At 72.0% G+C, this 15,223-nt stretch carries 13 protein-coding genes and 2 tRNA genes; 4 read left to right on the top strand and 11 right to left on the bottom strand.

The window, feature by feature from the left end:
• Positions 1–17: 17 nt before the first annotated feature.
• Positions 18–956, bottom strand: coding sequence for a ribose-phosphate pyrophosphokinase (locus AB0K07_RS20770; protein ID WP_363757035.1), 939 nt, complete (start codon positions 954–956; stop codon positions 18–20).
• 102 nt (positions 957–1,058) lie between these two features.
• Between AB0K07_RS20770 and glpK the strand changes: the two genes are divergently transcribed.
• Positions 1,059–2,543: a glycerol kinase GlpK gene (gene glpK / locus AB0K07_RS20765; RefSeq protein WP_363757034.1), complete on the top strand. Its 1,485-nt coding sequence runs from the start codon at positions 1,059–1,061 to the stop codon at positions 2,541–2,543.
• Positions 2,544–2,804: 261 nt separating this feature from the next.
• On the opposite strand, the gene AB0K07_RS20760 is transcribed toward glpK, so the two are convergent.
• Positions 2,805–3,638, bottom strand: a complete 834-nt coding sequence (locus AB0K07_RS20760) for a phosphoribosylaminoimidazolesuccinocarboxamide synthase (protein WP_363757033.1) — start codon at positions 3,636–3,638, stop codon at positions 2,805–2,807.
• A 149-nt stretch (positions 3,639–3,787) separates the two neighbouring features.
• On the opposite strand from AB0K07_RS20760, the gene AB0K07_RS20755 reads away from it, so the two are divergent.
• Positions 3,788–5,119 (top strand): extracellular solute-binding protein, encoded by a 1,332-nt coding sequence (locus AB0K07_RS20755; RefSeq protein ID WP_363757032.1) that lies wholly within the window; start codon positions 3,788–3,790, stop codon positions 5,117–5,119.
• A 12-nt stretch (positions 5,120–5,131) separates the two neighbouring features.
• Here the strand turns inward: AB0K07_RS20755 and AB0K07_RS20750 are convergent, their stop codons facing one another.
• From AB0K07_RS20750 to AB0K07_RS20720, 7 genes are all read right to left on the bottom strand, one after another.
• A complete protein-coding gene (locus tag AB0K07_RS20750; RefSeq protein ID WP_089019121.1) occupies positions 5,132–5,383 on the bottom strand; it encodes a hypothetical protein in 252 nt (83 codons plus the stop codon).
• Between the two features lie 135 nt (positions 5,384–5,518).
• Positions 5,519–5,595 (bottom strand) — tRNA-Met (locus tag AB0K07_RS20745).
• Between the two features lie 188 nt (positions 5,596–5,783).
• Positions 5,784–5,857, bottom strand: a tRNA-Met gene (locus tag AB0K07_RS20740).
• An 88-nt stretch (positions 5,858–5,945) separates the two neighbouring features.
• A complete protein-coding gene (locus AB0K07_RS20735; RefSeq protein WP_363757031.1) occupies positions 5,946–6,863 on the bottom strand; it encodes a hypothetical protein in 918 nt (305 codons plus the stop codon).
• On the bottom strand, positions 6,853–7,362 hold the full coding sequence (locus tag AB0K07_RS20730; protein WP_363757030.1) for a SigE family RNA polymerase sigma factor: 510 nt from the start codon (positions 7,360–7,362) through the stop codon (positions 6,853–6,855). Before AB0K07_RS20730 ends, AB0K07_RS20735 begins: the two co-directional genes overlap by 11 nt.
• Before the next feature lie 183 nt (positions 7,363–7,545).
• Complete coding sequence (locus AB0K07_RS20725; RefSeq protein ID WP_363757029.1) at positions 7,546–10,545, bottom strand: UPF0182 family protein; 3,000 nt, start codon at positions 10,543–10,545, stop codon at positions 7,546–7,548.
• Between the two features lie 97 nt (positions 10,546–10,642).
• Entirely contained in the window at positions 10,643–11,656 is a 1,014-nt protein-coding gene (locus AB0K07_RS20720) for a PDZ domain-containing protein (protein ID WP_363757028.1), read from the bottom strand.
• 115 nt (positions 11,657–11,771) lie between these two features.
• Here AB0K07_RS20720 and AB0K07_RS20715 point away from each other — a divergent pair, with 115 nt between their 5' ends.
• The gene (locus AB0K07_RS20715) at positions 11,772–13,061 is read left to right on the top strand and encodes a zinc-dependent metalloprotease (protein WP_363757027.1); all 1,290 of its coding nucleotides are present in this window, start codon (positions 11,772–11,774) and stop codon (positions 13,059–13,061) included.
• Positions 13,062–13,164: 103 nt separating this feature from the next.
• Here AB0K07_RS20715 and AB0K07_RS20710 read toward each other — a convergent pair whose 3' ends face one another.
• Together AB0K07_RS20710 and AB0K07_RS20705 are read right to left on the bottom strand one after the other, a co-directional pair.
• Entirely contained in the window at positions 13,165–13,773 is a 609-nt protein-coding gene (locus AB0K07_RS20710) for a hypothetical protein (RefSeq protein WP_363757026.1), read from the bottom strand.
• 123 nt (positions 13,774–13,896) lie between these two features.
• Positions 13,897–14,427 (bottom strand): M48 family metallopeptidase, encoded by a 531-nt coding sequence (locus AB0K07_RS20705; protein WP_363757025.1) that lies wholly within the window; start codon positions 14,425–14,427, stop codon positions 13,897–13,899.
• 513 nt (positions 14,428–14,940) lie between these two features.
• Between AB0K07_RS20705 and AB0K07_RS20700 the strand changes: the two genes are divergently transcribed.
• Positions 14,941–15,108 carry a DUF5679 domain-containing protein gene (locus AB0K07_RS20700; RefSeq protein WP_007464795.1) on the top strand — a complete coding sequence of 56 codons (168 nt, stop codon included), beginning with the start codon at positions 14,941–14,943 and terminating at the stop codon, positions 15,106–15,108.
• Positions 15,109–15,223: the final 115 nt, after the last annotated feature.

The raw sequence follows: 15,223 nt of genomic DNA, 5'->3' as shown, positions 1-15,223 counted from the left end.
GCCCGGGGGCCCGCGGGTCAGGCGAAGAGCGCGGAGACGGATTCGCCGTTGTGGATCCGGCGCATCGCCTCGGCCAGGGCCGGCGCCACCGAGAGGACCTGGAGTTCGGGGACCCGCTTGGCGGTCGGGATGGGGACCGTGTTGGTGCAGACGATCTCCAGTACGCCGTCCTGCTCGCTGAGTCGCCGCAGCGCGTCACCCGAGAAGAGGCCGTGCGTGCAGGCCAGCCGGATCGAGCGCACCTTGAGGCCACGCAGGTGCTCCATCAGCTCGACGACCGTGCTGCCCTTGGCGATCTCGTCGTCCAGCACGATGACGTCCCGGTCGGCCACCTCGCCGATCACCGCGCTGATCTTGACCAGGTCGTCGCTGAACCGCTGCTTCGCACCCGCCGCGACCGGCGTGCCCAGCAGTCGGGCGAAGGCGGCGGCCTGCTTGGCGTTGCCCAGGTCGGGCGAGACGACCACGGTGTTGCTGAGGTCGTAGCGGCGAAAGTGGGTGGCCAGCTCGCGCAGCGCGTGCAGGTGGTCCACGGGAACGCTGAAGAAGCCGTGCACCTGCGGCGAGTGCAGGGTCATCGCGAGCACCCGGTCGGCGCCGGCCGAGGTGAGCAGGTCGGCGACGAGCCGGGCGCCGATCGAGATCCGCGGCGCGTCCTTCTTGTCCGAGCGCGCGTACGCGTAGTGCGGCAGCACCACCGTGATCCGCCCGGCGGACGCACCCCGGGCGGCGTCGATCATCAGCAGCAGCTCGACCAGGTGCTCCTGCACCGGTGGCACCAGCGGCTGGATCAGGAAGACGTCCCGCTCCCGGCAGTTGGCCTGCAACTGCACTTCCAGGCAGTCGTTGGCGAACCGGGAGACGCGGACGGGATGCAGCGGCACCCCCAGGTGGGCGCAGATCTCGGCGGCGAGGTCGGGATGGGCGGTTCCACTGAAAACGGCGATGTCGCGCACGTTCGCACATCGTAGGCGAAACGGCCGGCGCGGGACGGCGGCGGGCCGCAACCGACCGTGACGCCGGTCGCACCGCGCGGCCGGTCCGGGTACGGTGCTGCCGTGACCCCCCAGTACGTCGCCGCCATCGATCAGGGCACCACCTCCTCACGGTGCATCGTCTTCGACCGGGCCGGGCAGATCGTCGCCGTGGCACAGCGCGAGCACCGGCAGATCTTCCCCCGACCCGGCTGGGTGGAGCACGACGCCGAGGAGATCTGGGACAACGTCCAACGGGTGGTCCAGGAGGCGTTGCGGTCGGCCGGCACCGACGCGGCCGGGCTGGCGGCGGTCGGCATCACCAACCAGCGCGAGACCACCGTGATCTGGGACCGGGCCACCGGCCGCCCGGTGGCCAACGCGGTGGTCTGGCAGGACACCCGCACCGGGCCGCTGCTGCGTGAGCTGGCGTCGACGTACGGCGAGGAGTGGTTCCGGGCCCGCACCGGCCTGCCGCTGGCCACCTACTTCGCCGGGCCCAAACTGCGCTGGCTGCTGGACGAGGTGGACGGCCTGCGCGAACGCGCCGAGCGCGGCGAGGTGCTCTTCGGCACCATGGACAGCTGGTTGATCTGGAAGCTGACCGGCGAGCACGTCACGGACGTGACCAACGCCAGCCGGACGATGCTGATGGACCTCGCCACCCTGGGTTGGTCCCCGGAGTTGCTGGACGCGATGGGCGTGCCGGCGGCCATGCTGCCGGAGATCCGTTCCTCCGCCGAGGTGTACGGCACGGCCACCGGCGTGCTGGCCGGGGTGCCGGTCGCCAGCGCGCTCGGCGATCAACAGGCCGCCCTGTTCGGCCAGACCTGCTTCCAGCCGGGCGAGGCGAAGTGCACCTACGGCACCGGCAGCTTCCTGCTGCTCAACACCGGGGCCAGCCCGGTCCCGTCGACGCACGGGCTGCTCACCACCGTCGCCTACCGGATCGACGGCCAGCCGGCGGCGTACGCGCTGGAGGGCGCGATCGCGGTCACCGGGTCGCTGGTGCAGTGGCTGCGGGACAACCTCGGGTTGATCTCATCCGCCGATGAGGTGGAGGCGCTGGCCCGGACCGTGGACGACAACGGCGGCTGCTACGTGGTGCCCGCGTTCTCCGGGCTCTTCGCCCCGCACTGGCGCAGCGACGCCCGCGGCGTGATTGCCGGCCTGACCGGCTACATCACCAAGGGGCACCTGGCGCGGGCGGTGCTGGAGGCGTCGGCGTGGCAGACCCGCGAGGTGGTGGACGCGATGAACGCCGACTCCGATGTGGCGCTGCGCCGGCTCCGGGTGGATGGCGGAATGACCGCGAACGGGCTGCTCATGCAGGTCCTCGCCGACGTGCTCGACGTGCCGGTGGTCCGCTCCCGGATCACCGAGACCACCTGCCTCGGCGCCGCGTACGCGGCCGGCCTCGCGGTCGGCTTCTGGCCGGACCTGGCCACCCTGCGCGCGCAGTGGCGCTCGGACGCGCAGTGGGAGCCGGCCATGGCCCCGGAGCTGCGCGACCGGGAGTTGCACAACTGGCGCAAGGCCGTACAGCGCACCCTCGACTGGGTGGAGTGAATTCCACCGGGCTCGCCTGGATCCCGTCGCACGGATCACGAACCTCGTTCACTGGCCCTTCGTGCACGGGGAAATCCGGGTGGCCGTTCCAGCTTGCGCATCCTTTGCTCTGCTTCAACGGGCGCAACGAAAGGGTGCTGTCCGTGTTGCGTTGAGTGAAGCAGAGCAAAGGGCGCGCGACAGTCACCCGGGGGCGTCCACCCGGGGGCGTCCGGGGGCGTCCAGGACGGCGAGCCGAGCACCCGCTGCGACCCGCCCGGCTCAGCTCCAGCGGTTGCCGGTGAGCTTCTCGTAGACCTCGACGTAGCGGGCCCGGGTGGCCTCGACCACCTCGGCCGGCATGTCCGGCGCCGGACCCTGCTTGTCCCAGCCGCTGCCGGTGGCCCAGTCCCGCACGTACTGCTTGTCGTAGGAGAACTGCACCCGACCCGGCTGGTACGACTCGGCCGGCCAGAACCGCGACGAGTCGGAGGTCAACAGCTCGTCGGCGAGGACCAGCGTGCCGTCCGGCGCCCAGCCCAGCTCGATCTTGGTGTCGGCGACCAGGATGCCCCGGTCGGCGGCCAGTTCGGCCCCGCGGCGGTAGATGTCGATGGTGATCTCCCGCAGCCGCTCGGCGGTGGCCTGACCCACCTTGTCCACCACGTCGGCGAACGTGATCGGCTCGTCGTGCTCGCCCACCGGCGCCTTGCTCGACGGCGTGAAGATCGGCTCAGGCAGGATCGACGCCTCGCCGAGCCCCCGGGGCAGCGGCACGCCGGAGACCGTGCCCGTGCGCTCGTACTCCCGCAGGCCGCCGCCGGTGAGATAACCCCGGGCCACGCACTCGACCGGGACCATGTCCAGCCGCTGGCAGCGGATCGCCCGGCCGGCGAACTCCGCCGGCACGTCGGTGGCCGAGATGACGTGGTTCGGCACCAGGTCGGCGAGCTGCTCGAACCACCACAGCGAGAGCGCGGTGAGCAGTCGACCCTTGTCCGGAATCGGCGTCGGCAGCGCCACGTCGTAGATCGAGATGCGGTCCGAGGCGACCAGGATCAGGTCGTCGCCGTCGGCGTAGACGTCCCGGACCTTGCCCGAGTGCAGAAGTTCCACGCGCCCTAGTACACCACGCGGCGCCGGGGTGCCCGCTTCGACCACCCGCGCCGCCGTTCCCGGCAGGGGTGCCCGGACGGACGTTGACACCCTCCTGCGCCGCCTGCGTGAATGGTCCGACCGCCCGCCCGCAGGTGCCAGGAGACCCCGTGCCCGTTGTTCGCCCCCCGATCCACCGCCTCGGTGCCGACCCGGGCCGGCGCCGAGTGCTCGGCGCGCTGCTCGGCGCCCCCCTGCTGGCGGCCGGCGGGCTGACCGGGTGCAGCGACGACGCCGCCACGTCGACCGAGGAGGGGCCGGTCGAGCTGTCGGTCTTCTGGTGGGGCGGGGCGAAACGGGCCGAGCTCACCGAGAAGGTGCTGCGGCTCTACTCGGAGCGCAATCCCCGGGTCGCCTTCCGAGTCACCTGGCAGGGCGCCGACGGCTACTACGACCGGCTGGCCACCCAGGCGGCCGGCGGCAACGTACCGGACCTGATCCAGCTCGACGACGCCGTGCTGACCGAGTACACCCAGCGCCAGATCCTCCTCGACCTCAGCGACCCGGTCGCCGACCACCGGTTGGACCTGCGCGGCCTGCCCGAGGGCCTGATCCGCTACGGCACGGTCGACGGGCGGACGATGGCGGTGGCCGGCGGGCAGACGCTCGCGGCGGTGGTCTTCAACCGGGACCTGCTGCGGGAGTTGCGGGTGCCGGAGCCACGCGGCGGGATGTCCTGGGCGGACTACATCGCCTGGGCGACGCAGGTCACCGAGGCCAGCGACGGCCGGGTGGCCGGCACCATGGACCCGTCCGGCGACTACCGCGCGCTCTGGCTGTGGCTGCGCTCGCAGGGCGGCGAGTTCTACCGGGGGCACCAGCTCGGCTTCGGCGCGGACGAGCTGATCGGCTGGTTCGAGCTGTGGCAGCGCGCCCGGGGTGGGCGAGCCACGCCGGCCGCGGCGCTGGTCGAGCAGGCCGACAGCGGGGAGCCGGCCCGGCAACTGGTGGTCAGCGGGTTGACCGCAGCGTCGTTCGCCTGGTCCCACCAGCTACCGGAGTTGCAGCGCCTCACGGAGGCCGAGCTGGGGCTGGTCGGCTTCCCGGGCCCGCCGGGCGCGCAGTGGGCGCGGGCGTCGATGTACTGGGCGGGGTTCCGCGGCACCCGTCACCCGGACACCGTCATCGACGTGATCAACTTCCTGACCACGAACGGCGAGGCCGGCACCGTCCTCGGCCACGAACGCGGCCTCAACGCCAGCATCGCCGCCCGGCGTTACACCGAGGGCAGCATCACCGACCCGGCCCAGCGGCGGGCCGCCGCGTTCAACGCCAGCATCGCCGAACAGCTCGGGCCGGCGCCGGCGCCACCACCCAAGGGGCACGCCAAGGTGCGTACCCTGCTGGTCAACGCCGCCGAGAGCGTCCGTTCCGGGCGCGCCGGCACCCGCGCGGCCACCTCCCGGTTCATCGCCCAGGCCAACGGCGCCCTGGCGGCCTGACCACCGACCGGGTCAGCGCGGCGGGCCGCCCCGGCGGTTGCGGGTCAGACGCAGCACCAGGAACACGATGATCGCCACCACCACCAGGCAGCAGAGCAGGCCGAGGAAACCGAAGCCGCCGCCGCGGGACCGCCGGCGGGCGGCCTCCACCACCAGCTCGCCGGTACCCGTGGACGCCCAGGCCGCGACGGGCACGAAGACCGCCAGCACGACCGCACCGAGGACCGCGCTGAGCCGGCCCCACCACTTGCCGAATGAAGACATGTGCCCATCCTCGCCGAAGGGCGCAACCTCGGCACGCTGGTCCACGCCGAATCGTGCGACGGAGATCGGCCGGGCGGCCGGGGGCGGGAAATGCGAAAGGCCCCCGAGGATCTTCTCCTCGGGGGCCTTTCGTCGTGGTAGCGGGGACAGGATTTGAACCTGCGACCTCTGGGTTATGAGCCCAGCGAGCTACCGAGCTGCTCCACCCCGCGTCGACTGGTTAACCCTAACCCATCCGGTCCGGTGATGATCAGCGGGGCCCGCATCGGCTCGGAAGCCAGCGAATCAGGCCCGCCCGCCTGGGCACCGGACTGACGCGGCCGCGCAGAGAACAGCCGGACAGAGAACAAGAGCCCGCCCCCTGGAACAGGAGACGGACTCTTGAACGGTGTTTCTCTCGTAGCGGGGACAGGATTTGAACCTGCGACCTCTGGGTTATGAGCCCAGCGAGCTACCGAGCTGCTCCACCCCGCGTCGGCTCGCTAACGGTAGCGCACCGACCCGGAGCACCGCAAAGCGACCCTGATACCGCTGCCGCCCACCGCGCTGACCTGGGCCTTCGTCAATCCAGCCAGTCCTCGATCGCCGCGACCGCCCGCCGACTGTCGGCGTCGACCTGGGCGCGCTCGGCGGACGTGCTCTCCCAGCCCTGCTCCCAGAGCACCGTCACCACGTCACCGACCCGCATCAACCGCACCAACCGGACCTCGTCCGCACCGGGGTCACCTCTGCCCTCCGGGTACGGCGCCCGCATCTCGAACAGCACCGACTCGTCCCCGTATCTCCCCGATCCCAGCAGCCGCTGCCGCCAGGTCCTCCCGCCGTCGTCGGGCAGCTTCTGCTCGGGGCAGTCGCGGACGGCCTGCCGTAGCTCCCGCAGCGCGTCGTCGGCACGGCCGGTCCGGTAGATGGTGATGGTGTGCCGGTAGCTGCCGTCCGGCACGTATCCCTTCGGGGTTTCCGACCGCTTGTAGGCCAGGTACCGGCCGCGGCGCTGCACCACGGCCGACTCGCTGGGATAGCTTGCCGCGCAGAGCACCGGCAGCGCCGGCCCCTCGATCCGCGATTCCACGCCCGTCTGGTTCGCGGCCGCCAGGACGAAGAAGGCACGGTCCGGGATCGAGGTCGGCGGCCGGGGGACGGCCGCGCCCGTCGTGGGGGCCGGCGGCGTACCGCTCGGCGTGCTGCGCGTCGGAGCCGACGGCGACGAGGACAGGGACGGGGACGGAGTCGACCGGGTCGGCACCGGGCCGGGGGTGTCGGCAGGCGGTGGCAACGGCGCGGCGCCGTCCGCCGACAACACCAGCCGGCCACCGACGGCCACCCCGCCGAGCAGCACGGCCACCGCGAGCGCTCCCCCGGCGACCCGGACCCGGGCGCGCCGGTCGGCACGCCGCCGAACCAACTCGGGGTGAGTGAGCTCCTGGTCGTCGGCAGCGGCGCCGAGCGACCGGTACAGGTCGGAGAGTTCAGCTGACATCGTTCGCCTCCAGCTTCACGGTGCGAAGGTCGGGCAGCAGTGCGGCCAGCCGGGAACGGCCACGGGACAGCCAGGACTTCACGGTGCCGACCGGGACCTCGGTCTCCCGGGCGATCTCCTCCACCGACATGTCGAAGAGGTAGTGCAGGGCCAGCGCCTGCCGCTGGGCGGCCGGCAACCGGCGGAGCGCGTGGACCAGGAGCACCCCGTCCTCGCTCGGCGGCAGGGCCGGCGGCGGGGGTCCGGTACGGCTCAGCACCGCCCGCCGGCGGTGCAGGTGCCGCCAGCGGTCGGTCGCCAACCGCGCCACCACCAGGCGCAGCCACGCCTCGGGTGCGGGATGCGCCGCCAGCCGCCCCCACTGGCGCCAGGCCCGGGCGAACGCCTCCTGCACGAGGTCCTGTGCTTCGGTGTGGTCGCCCGCGACCGCGTAGCCGTACCGCAACATCCGCCGGGCGGTGCTGCGGTAGAACTCGTCGAAGCTCTGCGCATCCCTCACGACTGCTCCCCTCGTCCGCACCCCGTTGCAGTGAGGACGACGGGCCGGTCCCGCAGGTTGCGGGCACACCGGACCTGTCGCAGAGGCGACAGGTGGCACACCGGGCGGACACGGCGGAGCCCCCGTCGTCCGGACCGGTGCGGTCCGGACGACGAGGGCTCCGGGAGGTACGGCCCGGGCGGATCAGCCGCCCGGGGCGGCGGTCGGGCTGGCGGTCGGCGACGGTGGAGCGCTGCCACTCGGCGACGGGCTCCCGCTGGGCGCCGTGGGCGGGTTGGCCACCTGCTGCGCCTGCTGGAACGCCGTGAGCGCCTCGTCCAGCGCCTTGAGCGCGCGGCCGTACCGCTCGAAGTCGCCGGAGGTCTGGGCGGCCCGGACCTCGGTGATGGCGGTCTGCACCCGGTCCGCCGCGGCGGCCAGCTCGCCGGTCAGCGGCGGCGTGCCGTCGCCGGTGGTCGGCGGCGGCGGGTTGCCCCCGGTCGTCGGGGGCGGCGGAGCGCCCTGCCCGGCCCGCTTGCCCAGGTCGACCAACTGCTTGATGCCGTCGTTGATGTTGTCGGCGAGCGCCACGAAGGAGCCGCCGTCGCCGTAGGAGAGCAGCACCTTCTGCAGCAGCGGGTACGCGTCCTGCTGGTTGCTCTTCACGTAGACCGGCTCGACGTAGAGCATGCCGTCCGCGAACGGCAGCGAGAGCAGGTTGCCGTACTGCACCTGCGCCTGGTTGCTGGAGAGCAGGTTGAGCTGCTGGCGGATGTTGGCGTTGTTGGTCATCTGCTGGTGCACCTGCACGGGGCCGGAGATCCGGGTCTGGTCCGGAAGCTCCAGCACCTCCAGCCGGGGCTGCCCCTCGACGTACGAGCCGGAGATCAGCGCCGCGAGGTTCTGCCGGCCGTTCGGCGTCACCGCGGAGGTGAGCTGGAACCGCGGGCTCTCCTGCCCGGGGAACTGGGTGAACAGGTAGTACGGGGGCTGCTTCTGGCCGCTGTCCGGTGCGTCCGGCACGTTGGGCACCTGCCAGAAGTCCTGGGCGGAGTAGAAGTCGCCCGGGTTGGTCACGTGGAACTTGGTGAGCAGGTTGCGCTGCACCTTGAACATGTCCGCCGGGTAGCGCAGGTGCTCGGTCAGCTCGATCGGGATGTCCTTCTTCGGCAGCACCAGGTCACCGCCGAACGCCTTGTTCCACGCCTTGAGCACCGGATCGGTGTCGTCGTACTCGTAGAGCTTCACGGTGCCGTCGTACGCGTCGACGGTGGCCTTCACCGAGTTGCGCATGTAGTTGACGTTCTCCCGGGCCAGCTGGAAGGTGCCCCGGTTGGTCAGCTCGTCGGTGGTCTCCGTCTGGAGGTTGACCCGCTCGGCGTAGGGGTAGGTCGCCGCCGTGGTGTAGCCGTCGACGATCCACTGCACCCGGCCGTCGACCACCGCCGGGTACGGGTCCCCGTCCAGCGTGAGGAACGGCGCGACCTTCTCCACCCGGTCGCGCGGGTTGCGCACGTAGAGCAGCTTGGAGTTCTCGTTGACCGCCTCGGAGAGCAGGAAGTTCGACTCCTGCTCCTTGATGGCGTACAGCAGCCGCCGGGTGAAGGAGCCGATCTCCACGCCGCCCTCACCGGTGTAGGTGTAGGACTCGCCGCCGCCCTCACCGACCGGCCGGTCGAACTCGGCCTTCTTGTCCGGGTCGGACTGGCCGACGATCGCGTAGTCGTCGGCGGCCATCCGCTCGCCGTAGTAGATCCGCGGCTGCTTCGCCGGGATCTGCTCGGTCTGCGAGGAGCACGCCTCCTGGGTCTTCTCGCCGAGGAAGCCGGAGACGAAGAACGGCTGCCCGCCGCAGACCACCTGGTTCGCCGGGGCGGCCACCAGCCCGTACCCGTGGGTGTAGACGGTGTGCCGGTTGATCCAGGTGTTCTGCTGGTCGGTCAGCTCGCCGTAGTTGATCTCGCGGACGCCCACCACGTAGTCCGAGGTCTTGCCGTTCACCCCGTACCGGTCGATGTCCAGCTTCGGGCCGAAGTCGTAGAAGCCACGCACCTGCTGGAGCTGGGTGTACGTCTCGCTGACCAGCTGCGGGTCGAGCAGCCGCACGTTCGACACCACGGAGGTGTCGGTGGCCAGGTTGGCCGGCGGGGTGAGGTTGCTCGCCGCGTACGGGGTGGTCTCGGTGACCGCCAGCCCGAACGCCGCCCGCGTCGCGTCGATGCTGCGCTGGATGTACGGCGCCTCCTTGTCCTTGGCGCTCGGCTTGACCTCGAAGGTCTGCACCGCCCAGGGGTAGATGCCGCCGATGGCCACTGCGGACACGCCGAGCAGGGCGAGCGAGATGCCCGGCCAGACCAGGTTCCGCATCCAGGCGTTGGAGAACACGATGATCGCGATCGCCACCACGATCGAGATGTAGGCCAGGATCTCCTTCGCCGGCAGCAGCGCGTTGACGTCGGCGTAGCCGGCGCCGTACAGCTTGGCGCCCTCGTTGTACTCCAGCAGCATCGCGCGCCGGTCCAGCACGTACGCGACGGACTTGAGCAGCACGAACACCGCGACGAGGCTGCTCAGGTGGGCGCGGGCCGCGTTGCTCATCCGGTCCCCGACGCCCTGGAGGCGGACCCCGCCGAAGAGGTAGTGCACCGCCAGCGCGCCGATCACGGCCAGCACCACGGCGGTGAAGGCGACACCGAGCAGGTAGCGCCAGAACGGCAACTGGAAGACGTAGAAGCCGATGTCGATCCCGAACTCCGGGTCCTTGATCCCGAAGTCGCCGCCGTTGCGGAAGAGCAGCCACTGGTTCCACCGGCTCTGCGCGGAGAGGCCGGCGAAGAGCCCGACCACGGCGGCGGTCAGCGCGATCCAGGTGCCGAGGCGCGGGCTGAGCGCCATCCGGTAGCGCTCCAGGGTCGCCTGCTCCACCGAGTGCGGACGCAGCCGCGGGCGTAGGCGGTGGGCCAACCACAGGTTGCCGCCGACGACGACCGCCATGCCGAGACCGACGGCGAGGAAGAGCAGCAGCCGGGTGACCAGCACGCCGGTGAAGACCTCGGTGTAGCGGACCTCGTCGAACCAGAGCCAGTCCGTCCACGCCTGGACACCCCAGCCGAGCAGGGTGAAGAGCACGAACACCCCGACCAGGACAGCGATGGTGACTCGGCCGCGCCGGCTCATCCTCGGCAGGGGGCTGCTGCTACGCATTACCACTGTTGGCTCCGCACGCTCGACTGTGATCGGCTCCGACCAGGCACCCAGAGTACGGGGTGTTCCTGAACGTGGCGGGGCACGGTCACGCGCGTCAGCAGCGGGTCGGCTGGCCCCCCGCCCGCAGCGTCTCCAGCGCGGTCAGCCCCTCGTCCAACGAGCCCACCCGCAGCAACGGCAGATCGGGCTGCGGATTGCGGACCGCCTCGGCGCAGTTGTCCGCCGGCACGAGGAAGACCTTGGCCCCGGCGCGCTTCGCACCGACCAGTTTCTGGGCGATCCCGCCGATCGGGCCGACGTTGCCCTCGTCGTCGATGGTGCCGGTGCCGGCGATGACCTTGCCGCCGGTCAGGTCGGCCGGGGTCAGCTTGTCCACGATGCCCAGGGCGAACATCAGGCCGGCACTCGGCCCGCCGATGTCCTCCAGGTCGATGCTGAGCGAGAACGGGTGCGGCTGCTGCTGGTCGATCTCGACGCCGATCCGGGGCCGGCCGTCCTGCTCCTGACTCGTCACCGTCGCGGTGGCCGGCGCGCCGTCGCGGGTGTAGCCGATGGTCAGGGCCGTGCCGGCCGGCTTGGCCCGGACCAGCTCGGTGACCTTCGAGGCCACCGGCACCGGCTGACCGTCGACCGAGGTGACCACGTCACCGACCTTGAGCGCCCCGGCGGACGGGCCGTCCGCGGCCACCGTCTTGATCACCACCTGCACCGGGAAGCCCAGTTCGCGCAGCGCGGCGGTCTCGGCGCTGGTCTGCGACACCTTGAAGTCCTCGGCGTTGCGCTGCTCGACCTGCTCCGTCGACTCCCCCGGCGGGTACACCAGCTCGCGCGGCACCACCGCCTCGTCGTCGGAGAACCAGCCGGCGATCGCCCCCCGGAGCCGCACTGTCGGCTGCACACCCACCGTGGTCAGCCGGAGCTGGCCGGCGGAGGTGGACGTCTCCCGCCCGGAGACCTGGATGACCTCCTTGCCGTCCGCGGTGCCGAGGGTGTTGACCGTCGGGCCCGGGCCGAGCACCACGTACGGGATCGGCACCCGGAGCACCCCGATGCTCAGCAGGGCGGTGAACAGGGCACCGAGCAGGACCGTCAGGCCACGACGTCTCATGCGGCAGAGCGTACCGACCGCTCGGGGCCCGGCTGGCGGATGCGCCGCGCGACTTCGCCCTCAGCGCAACGCCAGCGACGGCGACCAGGGGCGCGGCGCGCGTACCGTAGACGTCGTGCCTGATATTCCGTTCGGTTTCGCGCTACCGGGTGGGCAACCACCAGACCCCAACGATCCCGCGCAGATGCAGCAGTTCATGTCGCAGTTGCAGCACCTGCTCTCCGCGCCGGGCAGCGGGCCGGTCAATTGGGACCTGGCCCGGCAGGTGGCGGCCAGCCAGCTGGCGGCCGCCGGCGACCCGGCGGTGTCGCCCTACGAGCGCAACGCCGTGGAAGAGGCGCTGCGCCTTGCCGACCTGTGGCTGGAGCCCGCCTCGGCGTGGCCGTCCGGCATCCAGACCCCGGTGGCCTGGAACCGCAATGAGTGGATCTTCAAGACGCTGGACGTGTGGCGCAAGCTCTGCGACCCGGTCGCCAGCCGGATGGTCGGCGCGATGGGCGACCTGGTGCCGCCGGAGGCGCGCGCCCAGCTCGGCCCGATGCAGTCGATGGTGGCCACCCTCGGTGGCGCGCTCTTCGGCGGGCAGTTGGGGCAGGCCCTCGGCTCGCTGGCCGCGGAAGTGCTCTCCGCCGGCGACATCGGGCTGCCGCTCGGCCCGGCCGGCACGGCCGCGCTGATCCCGGCCAACATCCGGGCGTACGGCGAGGGCCTGGAGCTTCCCGAGGACGAGGTACGCCTCTACGTGGCGCTGCGCGAGGCAGCCCACCAGCGGCTGTTCCAGCACGTCCCGTGGCTGCGCGGGCACGTGCTCAGCGCGGTGGAGATGTACGCCTCGGGCATCCGGGTCAATCGGGAGGCGATCGAGGAGGCGATGGGGCGGGTCGACCCGACCGACCCGGAGTCGATGCAGGCGATCGCCCTGGAGGGCATCTTCACCCCGGAGGACAGCCCGGCGCAGAAGGCCTCACTGGCCCGGCTGGAGACCGCGCTGGCCCTGGTCGAGGGCTGGGTGTGCCACGTGGTGGACAGCGCCGCCAGCGACCGGCTGCCCAACGTCGTCCGGCTGGGTGAGGCGTTCCGCCGCCGCCGGGCCGCCGGCGGTCCCGCCGAGCAGACCTTCGCCGCCCTGGTCGGCCTGGAGCTGCGCCCGCGTCGACTGCGGGAGGCTGCGGCGCTCTGGGCCGCGCTCACCCAGCACCGCGGCATCGCCGGCCGGGACGCCGTCTGGGGTCACCCGGACCTGCTCCCGTCGGACGACGACTTCGCCGACCCGGTAGCGTTCGCCATGAACGACATGGACCTCAGCGAGCTGGACAACTTCGACTTCACCGCACCCGGTGGGGCGGAGGAGAAGGCCCCGGGCCAGCCCGACGACACCGACACCGACGGCGACGCCAAGCCCTGACGACCGAGCCCGGGTGCCCGCACCGATCGGTGGCGGGCACCGGGCGACTCACCGCGGTCGGCCACACTCGCGGTCGGGTCAGGCGGACGAGCCGGCGGTCGGGTCAGGCGGGTCGGCCCGAGCCCGAGAGCAGGGCGCGGGTGGCCTCCCAGCCCTCGAAGGCCGGGTCCAGGGTGGCCAGGTCCGCAGGCCCGCGCAGCCGCCGCCATCCAGCCGTGACGGCGACGTCCCCGGGTCGGGGCGCGCCGGCCCGCGCGTCGGCCGGCGTCGCCGTGTCCAGGTCCAGCGGAGGTAGCCAATCCGCCACGGGCAGTCTCACGGCCACCCCGAGCAGGCCCGGGCCGCCGCCCTCCACCGGAGCCACCGCGACCGGCCGGGTGGTGAGCGGGCGCAGCAGCTTGCCGACGGTCAGCGCCGGCAGGTCGGGCACGTCGCCGGCGAGCACCGCCGCCTGGTCGTAGCCGTCCAGCGCGGCGAACACCGCGTTCGGCGTCGGCTCGGCCACCTCGTACACGGTGGTGCCGGGCCAGACGAGCGCGTCGGCCAGGGCACGGTCGGCCGGGGTCACCGCGACGGCGACGTCCACCTCGTTGAGGGTGGCGATCAGGTCGACGACGTCCTCGGCGAGCGCCGCGCGCCAATCCGCCCGGTCGACGCCGGGCGGCGCCCAGTGGACCGGCCCGAGCAACGCCACCACGACCCGCCGTGCCATGTCCCCGACCCTAACGCCCCGACCCCGCCCGCCCCAGCCAGCCCGCCTCACCCCGGCCGCCGCCAGCCAGGCGCCGCCGCCAGCCGGCCGGCGATCCAGGGCCCTGCGGCGAGCTGGAGGGGGTCAGCTGGAGACGGGGGCGCAGGAGGCGGCGGCCACGCCCTCGAGGTAGCCACGGGCTCGTTCCGCCTTGGGGTAGCGGCCGACCAGCGCCCAGAACCGGGCGTTGTGGCTGGGCACGATGAGGTGGGCCAGCTCGTGCAGCAACACGTAGTCGATCACCCACTCGGGCATGTCCTGTACGCGGTGCGAGATCCGGATGCTGCGATCGGCGGGCGTGCAGGAGCCCCATCGGCCGTTCTGGTTGGTGACCCACCGGACGCTGGCCGGCACCGCCTGTGCGCCGTACCCGGCGAGGTAGAGGTCGATCAGTCGGGTGGCCCGGGCGAGCAGCTCGGCGTCGGAGCGGGCCAGCCGGCCCTCCCGTGCGGCGAGCCGGGCCAGCATCCGGTCGACCCACTCGCTCTCCTCGGCCCGGGAGAACTGGTCCGGGATGAGGACGACGACGCGCTCACCGTCACGGTACGCAGACACCGTGCGTCGCCGGCGCTGGCTGCGCCGCACCTCGACGACCGGCTTGCGCGTCCCCGCCATCACTGGCCCGCGCAGCCTCGGCTACGTGTCACGAAGGAAAGCTAATGCGTACTGACCAGGGGTCCGCAAGGGTCAACCACCCGACACGCGCCCAGAAAATGGTGATTGGTCGCTGGGCGTCCCGAAAAATTTCTGGCCGGGTCGCCGCCGCGCCATCTCGTCACCCTTGGTGAACAGCGATGGCGGCCCCGTCCGGTCCCCCTCCACCGTAGGTGATCACCCTGCTCGGCGCCGCCTCGGGGGCACCCGCACGGGTGGCTGAGAGGGTTTGGTCGGCGTGTCCCCGCCAAACTGACTTATCCGACCTAATTCGCCATGCACACTCTCGACGTCGACTTGCTCACAGTGTCGATGCACAGCTGACATGGAACTGCCCAGACCTGGGTAGGGTCCGCGGACCAGCGGTCACGAGGGTGACCGCGGAGTGAGACCCAGCGCCGGCGCCCCGTGTGGCCCGCCGCCGGGCACCCCGCCGGGACGGCATTGACCGGCGGACGAGACGAGGAGGGCACCGTGGCCGACCAGGCCCAGACCTACAACGGTTACTGCGTGAAGTGCAAGGAGAAGCGGGACTTCGAGGGGCACGTCGAGGTCTCGAAGACCGGAATGAACATGGCCAAGGGCAAGTGTCCGGTATGCGGCACAACAGTGAACCGCATTCTTGGCAAGGCCAAGGTCTGACCCGTACGGGTGATCGGGGGCGGGGTGGCCGGTGGCCACCGGCGTTCCGCAACCACCCGCCGGGAGTCCGGCTGAGCCCGTTGCCGGTGTTCACGCCGTTCGGGTGGTTCGGCGA

Origin of the sequence: Micromonospora sp. NPDC049301 (assembly GCF_040678715.1) — a bacterium.
In the GTDB taxonomy this organism is placed as follows: Bacteria; Actinomycetota; Actinomycetes; order Mycobacteriales; family Micromonosporaceae; genus Micromonospora.
This window is presented reverse-complemented; position numbering and strand designations above follow the sequence as displayed.